Below are 8,082 nucleotides of genomic sequence, written 5' to 3'. Positions count from 1 at the left end.
CTTGATCGGCGTTGACAGATGCCGAGGCGGCGCGTTCTCAAGGCTTTGTCGAGGGTGCCTCCCCGAGGCTTTCCACATCAAAAATGCGGCATCGGCCAGACAATGCGCATTGCATGGATTTTGCTCCCGTGGCGGCAGGCGATTCGGCCTGCGGGACGATCGGGCGCACCCGCAATGCCACGACCCGGACTCGATTTTCACGCCCGCCTCTGGTCAAGTCCCCTCCCCGGGAGACGGAGCAGACCCATGGCCGAAATGGAAACCGAGAGCGCGGCAGGCATCGCGACGACGATCGAGGAGGCCGTGGGCTGGATCGTGATCACCAACCCGAAGCGGCACAACGCCATGTCGATGCGGATGTGGCTGGACGTGCCGGGCGCGATCGCCCGGCTGGAGGCCGATCCGGCGGTGCGGGTGATCGTGCTGCGCGGGGCCGGCAGCGAGGCCTTCGTCTCCGGCGCGGACATTTCCGAGTTCGGCACCGTCCGCCGCGACGCCGAGAGCTCCCGGGCCTACGAGGCCGCCAACATCGATGCCTTCGCCGCCATCCGCACCGCGGCAAAGCCCACCGTCGCGATGATCCGTGGCTTCTGCATGGGCGGCGGCATGGGTCTGGCCGCCGCCTGCGACATCCGCATCGGCGCCGGCGACGGCGCGTTCGCGATTCCCGCCGCCCGGCTCGGCCTTGCCTATCCGCCCGAAGCGATCGGCGATTTCGTGCGCCTGATCGGCGCCGCGCGCACCAAGGACCTCATCTTCACCGCCCGCCGCTTCGACGCCGCCGAAGCCCGAGCCCTCGGCTTTCTCGACCATCTGGTGGAGCCCGACCAGATCGAGGCCTTCACCCGCGACTATGCGGCGACAGTCGCCGGCCTCGCCCCGCTGACCCAGCAGGCCGCCAAGCGGCCGTGGCGGCCGTTACCGCCGCCCCCGGCGAACCGGCCTGGACCCGGGCCGAGGCCCTCGCCGCCCTTTGCTTCGACAGCGCCGACTATGCCGAAGGCCGCGCCGCCTTTGCCGAGAAGCGCAAGCCGGCATTCAGCGGAACCTGATCTTCAGCGCACGATCGAGCCGCTCCCGGACGCGGGCCCGGTCCCGGAACCACGCCCTTTCCGGCGCGTTGCAGACGTGTGTCCTGGCCCGATCGAACGGGCCGGGGCCTGCCCTCCCGCGAAAAGCGCGCTTGCCGTGCGGGAGTACGCCACCGATATTGAAAACAAAGACGATATTCGATCCCGAAATCGTGGACCGCAACGGAGGGAACGCAATGCCCATCGACGCCCATCAACTCAAGGCCGCACGCGCCATGCTCGGCTGGACCGCCGATGACCTTGCCACCCGCGCCCGGATCAGCGCGTCTGATGTGACGAATTTCGAGGACGGCGCCTTTCCCGGCACGGAAATCGTCGAGCGGGTCGCCGCTGCCATCGAGGCGGCCGGAATCGTCCTCCTCGCCGAGGATGAGGGCATGGGCGCGGGACTGCGGTTCCGTCGTCCCTCGGGCCAGCCGGATGAAGGCCTGAAACCCGAGGAACTCAATTCCGCCAACGACGGCTGACGCCGCGGCCGGCGCCGCGCGCCAGCCGCCGCTGGGTGGTTCAGTCGATGACGATGCGCGGCGCACGGCGCGCGCCCGCTTCCCTGCCCTCGAGCGCCTTGACGATCTCGGCGGCGATGCCCGCATAGATGCCCGCATGGACACCGCCCGGCTCCGCGATGGCGACGGGCGTTCCGGCGTCCGAATTTTCCCGGATCGACATGTGCAGCGGCACCTCGCCGAGGAAGGGAACGCCGAGGCGCTCGGCCTCCTTGCGGGCGCCGCCATGGCCGAAGATGTCGTGGCGGCCACCGCAGTCGGGGCAGAGGAAATAGCTCATGTTCTCGACGATGCCGAGCACCGGCACCTCGACCTTGCGGAACATGTTGAGGCCCTTGCGGGCGTCGAGCAGGGCCAGATCCTGCGGCGTGGAGACGATCACCGCGCCGGCGAGCGGCACCTGCTGGGCCATGGTCAGCTGGGCATCGCCGGTGCCGGGCGGCATGTCGACGACCAGCACGTCGAGATCGCCCCAGGCGACCTCGCGCAGCATCTGCGACAGGGCCGACATCACCATCGGTCCGCGCCAGATCATCGGCGTCTCTTCCTCCACGAGGAAGCCCATCGACATGACCTTCAGCCCGTGGCCCTCCATCGGCTTCATCGTGCGACCGGAGATGATCTCGGGCCGCCCCGACAGGCCGAGCAGGCGCGGCAGCGACGGACCGTAGATGTCCGCGTCGAGGATGCCGACCGACAGGCCGAGCGCCTTCAGGCCGACCGCGATGTTGACCGCCGTCGTCGACTTGCCGACGCCGCCCTTGCCCGACGCGACAGCGACGATGTGCCGGACGCCCGGCACCGCCGGCTTCTGCGGCGTCACGCCCCTGGTCTGCGCCGGCGGCTGGCCGGCAGGCGCGTGGCTGTGGCCTGCATGCGAATGACCGGCATGGCTGTGGCCGGCGTGGGAATGACCATTGCCGTTGCCGCCCGGCGCGGGACGCGGCACCGGCTGGGCCGGTGCGGAGCCGGCGCGGCGCTCGGCCGTGAGCATCACGGTTGCCTTCTCGACACCGGGGATGGAGCGGACGACCTTCTCTGCCGCCGCCCGCATCATCTCCAGGTCGCGGGCGCGCTCGGCCGGAACGGTCAGGGAGAACATCACCTTGCCGCCGGCAATGAAGATGTCGGAGACGATCCCGAGGCTGACGACGTCGGTTCGGCCGTCCGGCCCGGTCACCTTCGACAACCGTGCCAGAACATCTTCCCTCGTTACGGCCATGCGTTCCACTCCACCCGTTCGCGCGCCGCCGCGGCGGCCGCCCTTCGTTTCGTACCTGCCCACATAGGGACAATCGGCCGGCGCGCCAAGCCCGGATCCCCTCGGGGGCCGACGGCCGGCGCTTTCAGTCGCACATGAGAGGGACCGTTTGCCGCAGGCGTCGATCCGTCAATTGCCATGGACGACTTTCTCTATATCTTCTCGCTTGCGAATTTCTTCGCCGCGCGCGCAGAAGTCCGCCGCAAGCTCGTTCCGGGTTCACCTCCTTCCGCACCCCGCAGCCTGTCCGGCGCGGGCGGGCGGAACGTCGATCGGGCGCGATCCCCTGCCGCGAACCTCACCGCGGGGACGATCGCGTGGGACACCCTGCGGGAGAGCCGCAGGGGCAAGATCCGGTGGTCAGCCGAAGGCGCCACACCGTTCAGACGCCGTTCACGGCGGAACAGGATAATCATCGCCATGTTCCTGCCCGTCGGTTGCAGCGGCCGTTTGGAACTAATAAAAACTGATGGCCGGCGCTCGTCGTCCGGTCGAGGAACGACAAGGATAGCATGATGAGGAAGTCTCTGGTTCTGGCCGTTGCGGCCTTCGCCCTCTCCGCCACGGGCGCCCTTGCCGCCGGCGATGCTGCCAAGGGCGAGAAGGTGTTCAAGAAATGCGCCGCGTGCCATGCGGTCGCGAGAACGCCAAGAACAAGGTCGGCCCGGTGCTGAACGGCGTCATGGGCTCGGTGATCGGCGCCCATCCGGAAGATTACAACTTCTCGGCCGCCCTGAAGGCGAAGGGCGAATCCGGCGAGACCTGGAACGAGGAAAACATGGCCGCCTGGCTGAAGAGCCCGAAGGACTTCGCCAAGGGCACCAAGATGGCCTTCGCCGGCCTGAAGAAGGAAGAGGAGATCGCCGACGTGATCGCCTACCTCTCGACCTTCACCAAGTAATCAGCCGATCATCTGATCGTCGCATGACCTCGAACCGGGCCAAGTGGCCCGGTTTTTCTTTGTGCGGTGGTCACGTCGCTCACGCCGCGCCCGGCCCGAACATCTCGGCGACGATCGAGCGATACCAGTCGTCGCTTTCGCCCACGGCCCGGCGGCGCACGGCCGCATCCTCGCCCGGCGCGCTGACGAAGGAGGCGACCGAGGTGATCTTGCCCTCCTTCGGCATGTAGCGCCCGCCGACCTTCACCGCGTCCTCGGCGCCGATCCGGCTCCAGCAGGTGTTGAACAGGAACGGCTCGATCCTTGGCGCGCCGAGCAGGTCGGCCGCGATCGCCATCGCCGCCACCCGCGCCTGGCTGTTGGCCGAAAAGGCCGATTTCGGCATGTCGCCGGCCGCCGCCGCATCGCCGATCACGAACACCGCCTCGTCCAGCGCCGAGCGCATCGTTTCCGGATCGACCGGACACCAGCCGGTCTCGGGGTCGGCAAGGTCCCATTCGCGCGCCGTCACCCCGGCCCGCTGCGCCGGGATGATGTTGACGAGCGTGCCGGTGAACAGGTCGAGGTCGGTCGCCACCGTCTTGGTGACCGGGTCGACCAGCTCGATGCCGCCATGAACCGACGGCGGCAGCCATTCGATCATGCCCGGATAGAGCGCCTGCCAGCCCTCCATGAACAGCGCCTGCTTGGAGAACTTCTCCTTGGCATCGAGGATGACGATGCGCGCGCCGCCCCGGCCGGAGGACTTCAGGGCATGGGCCATCATCGAGGCGCGCTCGTAGGGACCGGGCGGGCACTTGTAGGGATCGGGCGGCGCGACGATCACCACGGCCTCGCCGTCCTTCACCGCGTCGAGCTGCTGGCGCAGCAGCCGCGTCTGCGGGCCGGCCTTCCAGGCATGCGGCATCAGCTTGGCCGCCTGCGGATTGTAGCCGGGCACCTGCTCGTAGAGGAGATCGACGCCAGGCGCGACCACGAGCCGGTCGTAGTCGAGCCGGGTGCGGGAGATCAGCGTGATCACCTTCTCCGACCGGTTGGCCAGAAGCGCCCGCTCGTGAATCACCTCGATGCCGAAGTCGGCCAGCCCCGAATAACTGTGGCGCAGAGATTCGAAGTCGCGCAGGCCGGCGAGATACATGTTGGAGCCGAAGCAGGTGGTGTAGAGCTCGTTTTCCTCCACCAGCGTGATCTCGAAGGCGTCCGGATGGGCCTGAGCCAGCGTGAGCGCCACGGTCGCGCCCGCCGGGCCGCCGCCGACGATCACCACCTTCGGCCGGATCTGCGCCCGCAGCAGCGTCGGCGCGGCCAGAAGCCCGGCGCCTGCGCCACCGGCCACCTTCAGCAGTCTGCGACGGTCGAGATTCATGGGCGCGCCTCCCCTGCGATCGGCTCGGCGTGAGCGAAGAGGTCGGCGAGACCGTCGATGGCGTCGTCGTCGAGGCCGCCGGCAACCGCATTCATGATCGGGTTGACGCGGCTCCCGTCGCGCCAGGCGCGCAGGGCGGCGGCGGTCTCGGGCGCGGGGCGTCCGGCAAGGGCGGGTATGGTGATGCTGCTGCCGTGGCAGGCGTTGCAGGTGCCGGCAAGATAGGTGAGGCGGGTCGATTCCCGCTCGTCCGCGGCCGCAGCCCCGCACAGGCACATGAGCAGCGCGGCGGCGAGCGCCGCGCGCAAAGGCTTTGCCATGATCCCCTCCCTCCCTCACGACCCGCCTTGTTGCCGGCAGGTTCCGTCGTCGTCGAGCCATGGAACCCGCCGAGCCTAATGGCTTTCCGGACGACAGGGAACTTGTTCCCGGTCGCGGCGCCCTGCCCGCGCGAAGATACCGCAGGCGGCACGCCAGCTCCTCAGGTCACGGTCACCATGGCCTCCGCCGTGATCGTGCTGCCGTCGTCGTCGAACCAGACGAAGCCGAGCGTGCCGCTGCGGGCCAGTTGCAGCGAGAATTCCAGGAACGGATTGGCCGACATCGCCGGGCCGAGGTCGCAGGCGAACACCTCCTCGCCCTCGAAGCTGCAGGCAAAGCGGTGGAGAATGCGCCGCGGCACAACGGCGCCGCCGGCATCGCGGCGAAACCCCGATTCCATCGGATGGCTGACGAGGGTGCGGACCTCGAAGGCCTCGCCCGCCCGCACGCGGGCCGGAACCTTGACGCGGGCCGTCATCGGCGCGCTCCCGGCACGGGCTCGCGGTTCATCATGCACGTCGCAGCCGCCGACGGTGACGGCAACCTCCCGGTCGGCGCGCAACACGCGTCCGTCGCTGAGCCGGGCCAGCGCGGTGATCGTCTGGGACCGCGCCAGCCGGACGCGGGTCTCGACCCTCGGCACGCCGGTGAACGCGGAAAAGGTGAAGGACGCCGTGCGCACCCGCGGATTGTCCGGCGCAAGCAGCAGGATCTGCGCGAGGCGAACGCCGCCGGCGAGCGATCCGTCCAGCGCGATCTCGACCGGGACGTTGTAGCCGTCCTCGACGAGCGCCTCGACCCGCAGTGCGAGCCCCTGCCGCTGCACGGCAGCGTCCCCTGCGAAACCGGCGATTTCCTCCTCGAGCGTCGGTCCCTCGATCCGCGCCGCCGCCGGACCCGGGCGGATGACGCACAACGCCATGCCTCCGGCCGCAACCGCAAGGGCGCCTCGCCGACTGAGGCCGTCGCCCGTATGCATGCCGCACCTCCCGTTGGTCTCCTTGCGCCAAGGCTAGCAGCCGGCCTCGCGGCTGAAAACGGCCTCAACCGAACGTGATGGGGCAAGCCGAGGCCCGCGGGCTGCCGCCCTCATGCGAACGTGAACGAACCCGGGTCGATCTTTGCGCGTCTCCCGTTCATAAGACCTCCGTATCAATTGCCGGCAGCCATCCCGCCCATGCTTGTTCCGCTGATCATCGCCTGCGCCCTGTTCATGGAGAATCTCGACAGCTCCGTCGTCGCGACGTCGCTGCCGGCGATCGCCGCCGACCTCGGGGTCGATCCGATCGCGCTCAAGCTGGCCTTCACCTCCTACCTGCTGTCGATCGCCGTGTTCACGCCGATCTCGGGCTGGTGCGCCGACCGCTTCGGCACGCGGCTGGTGTTTCGCGGCGCGATCGTGATCTTCACGCTGGGCTCGATCCTGTGCGGCCTCGTCGGCTCGCTGGAGGGCTTCGTCGCCGCCCGTATCGTGCAGGGGCTTGGCGGGGCAATGATGGTGCCGGTCGGCCGGCTGGTGCTGCTGCGCTCGGTGGAGCGGTCGGACTATGTGCGCGCCCTGTCCTGGCTGACCATTCCCGGCCTGCTCGGCCCGGTGATGGGCCCGCCGCTCGGCGGCTTCATCACCACCTATTTCGACTGGCGCTACATCTTCTGGGTCAACGTGCCGATCGGCATCATCGGCTTCATCCTCGTCTCGATCCACATCGCCGACTTCCGGGACGACGACGTCCGCCGGCTCGACCGCAAGGGCTTCCTTCTCTCCGGCCTCGGTCTGGCCGGTCTGGTGTTCGGTCTGGCCGCCAGCGGCATCGGCCTGCTGTCGGCGGAGATCGAGACGGCGCTGATCGTCGGCGGCGCCCTGTTCCTCGGGGCCTATCTCCATCATGCGCTCACGACGCCGGACCCGCTGATCGACCTCCGGCTGCTGAAGATCGTCAGCTTCCGCACCGCCGTCCTCGGCGGCCTCCTGTTCAGGATCGGCATCGGCGCCCTGCCCTTCCTGCTGCCGCTGATGCTGCAGATCGGCTTCGGCCTCAGCGCCTTCCAGAGCGGCGTGCTCACCTTCGCCTCGGCTGCGGGCGCCATGGCGATGAAATTCGCCGCGCCCCCGGTGCTGCGCCGCTACGGCTTCCGCACGGTGCTGCTCGTCAACGCCCTGCTCAGCGCAGGCTTCATCGCCGTCTGCGGCCTGTTCACGCCGGCCACCCCCGGCGCGGTCGTGTTCACGATGCTGCTGGTCGGCGGCTTCTTCCGGTCGCTGCAATTCACCGCCTTCAACGCCCTCGGCTTTGCCGACGTGCCCCGCGAGAAGATGAGCCAGGCAACCAGCTTCTCGTCGGTGATGCAGCAGCTGTCGGTGGCGCTCGGGGTTTCGGTTGCGGCCTTCGTGCTCAGCCTTGGCCGCGAGGCGCGCGGCGGCGGCGAGCTCGCGCTCGGCGACTTCCACCTCGCCTTCTACGTGGTGGCCGGCATCAGCGCGCTGTCGATGCTGGTGGCGCTGTTCCTGCCGCGCAACGCCGGCGCGGAGGTCTCCGGCCATCGGCGGGCCGGACTTGTCGTGACGGAGAAGGAACAGGCCCCGCAGGCGGTGGACTGACGCTGGGCGGTATTTATGGTTGCAAAACTCGAAAAAA

Annotated in this window: 8 protein-coding genes; 4 read left to right on the top strand and 4 right to left on the bottom strand. The window is 68.9% G+C overall.

Annotated features, from left to right (window positions below; translation table 11 throughout):
- Nucleotides 1–18 precede the first annotated feature (18 nt).
- Complete coding sequence (locus A6302_RS24850) at nucleotides 19–1,329, top strand: enoyl-CoA hydratase-related protein (protein ID WP_245294136.1); 1,311 nt, start codon at nucleotides 19–21, stop codon at nucleotides 1,327–1,329.
- Nucleotides 1,307–1,558 (top strand): VOC family protein, encoded by a 252-nt coding sequence (locus A6302_RS23680; protein ID WP_245294135.1) that lies wholly within the window; start codon nucleotides 1,307–1,309, stop codon nucleotides 1,556–1,558. Before A6302_RS24850 ends, A6302_RS23680 begins: the two co-directional genes overlap by 23 nt.
- 40 nt (nucleotides 1,559–1,598) lie before the next feature.
- Here A6302_RS23680 and A6302_RS18105 read toward each other — a convergent pair whose 3' ends face one another.
- Complete coding sequence (locus tag A6302_RS18105; RefSeq protein ID WP_069308211.1) at nucleotides 1,599–2,819, bottom strand: Mrp/NBP35 family ATP-binding protein; 1,221 nt, start codon at nucleotides 2,817–2,819, stop codon at nucleotides 1,599–1,601.
- A 655-nt stretch (nucleotides 2,820–3,474) separates the two neighbouring features.
- Between A6302_RS18105 and A6302_RS18100 the strand changes: the two genes are divergently transcribed.
- A complete protein-coding gene (locus A6302_RS18100) occupies nucleotides 3,475–3,759 on the top strand; it encodes a c-type cytochrome (RefSeq protein WP_245294134.1) in 285 nt (94 codons plus the stop codon).
- 79 nt (nucleotides 3,760–3,838) lie between these two features.
- Here the strand turns inward: A6302_RS18100 and A6302_RS18095 are convergent, their stop codons facing one another.
- From A6302_RS18095 to soxZ, 3 genes are all read right to left on the bottom strand, one after another.
- The gene (locus A6302_RS18095) at nucleotides 3,839–5,125 is read right to left on the bottom strand and encodes an NAD(P)/FAD-dependent oxidoreductase (protein ID WP_069308210.1); all 1,287 of its coding nucleotides are present in this window, start codon (nucleotides 5,123–5,125) and stop codon (nucleotides 3,839–3,841) included.
- Entirely contained in the window at nucleotides 5,122–5,445 is a 324-nt protein-coding gene (locus tag A6302_RS18090; protein WP_141703910.1) for a c-type cytochrome, read from the bottom strand. Before A6302_RS18090 ends, A6302_RS18095 begins: the two co-directional genes overlap by 4 nt.
- Before the next feature lie 161 nt (nucleotides 5,446–5,606).
- Nucleotides 5,607–6,368 carry a thiosulfate oxidation carrier complex protein SoxZ gene (soxZ, locus tag A6302_RS25890; RefSeq protein WP_169833622.1) on the bottom strand — a complete coding sequence of 254 codons (762 nt, stop codon included), beginning with the start codon at nucleotides 6,366–6,368 and terminating at the stop codon, nucleotides 5,607–5,609.
- A gap of 255 nt (nucleotides 6,369–6,623) precedes the next feature.
- Here soxZ and A6302_RS18080 point away from each other — a divergent pair, with 255 nt between their 5' ends.
- Nucleotides 6,624–8,045, top strand: coding sequence for an MDR family MFS transporter (locus tag A6302_RS18080; RefSeq protein WP_069308208.1), 1,422 nt, complete (start codon nucleotides 6,624–6,626; stop codon nucleotides 8,043–8,045).
- Nucleotides 8,046–8,082 lie beyond the last annotated feature (37 nt).

This window comes from Methylobrevis pamukkalensis, assembly GCF_001720135.1.
Taxonomy (GTDB): Bacteria; Pseudomonadota; Alphaproteobacteria; order Rhizobiales; family Pleomorphomonadaceae; genus Methylobrevis; species Methylobrevis pamukkalensis.
The sequence above is the reverse complement of the archived record's forward strand: the minus strand, read 5'-3'. Positions and strand labels throughout refer to the sequence as shown.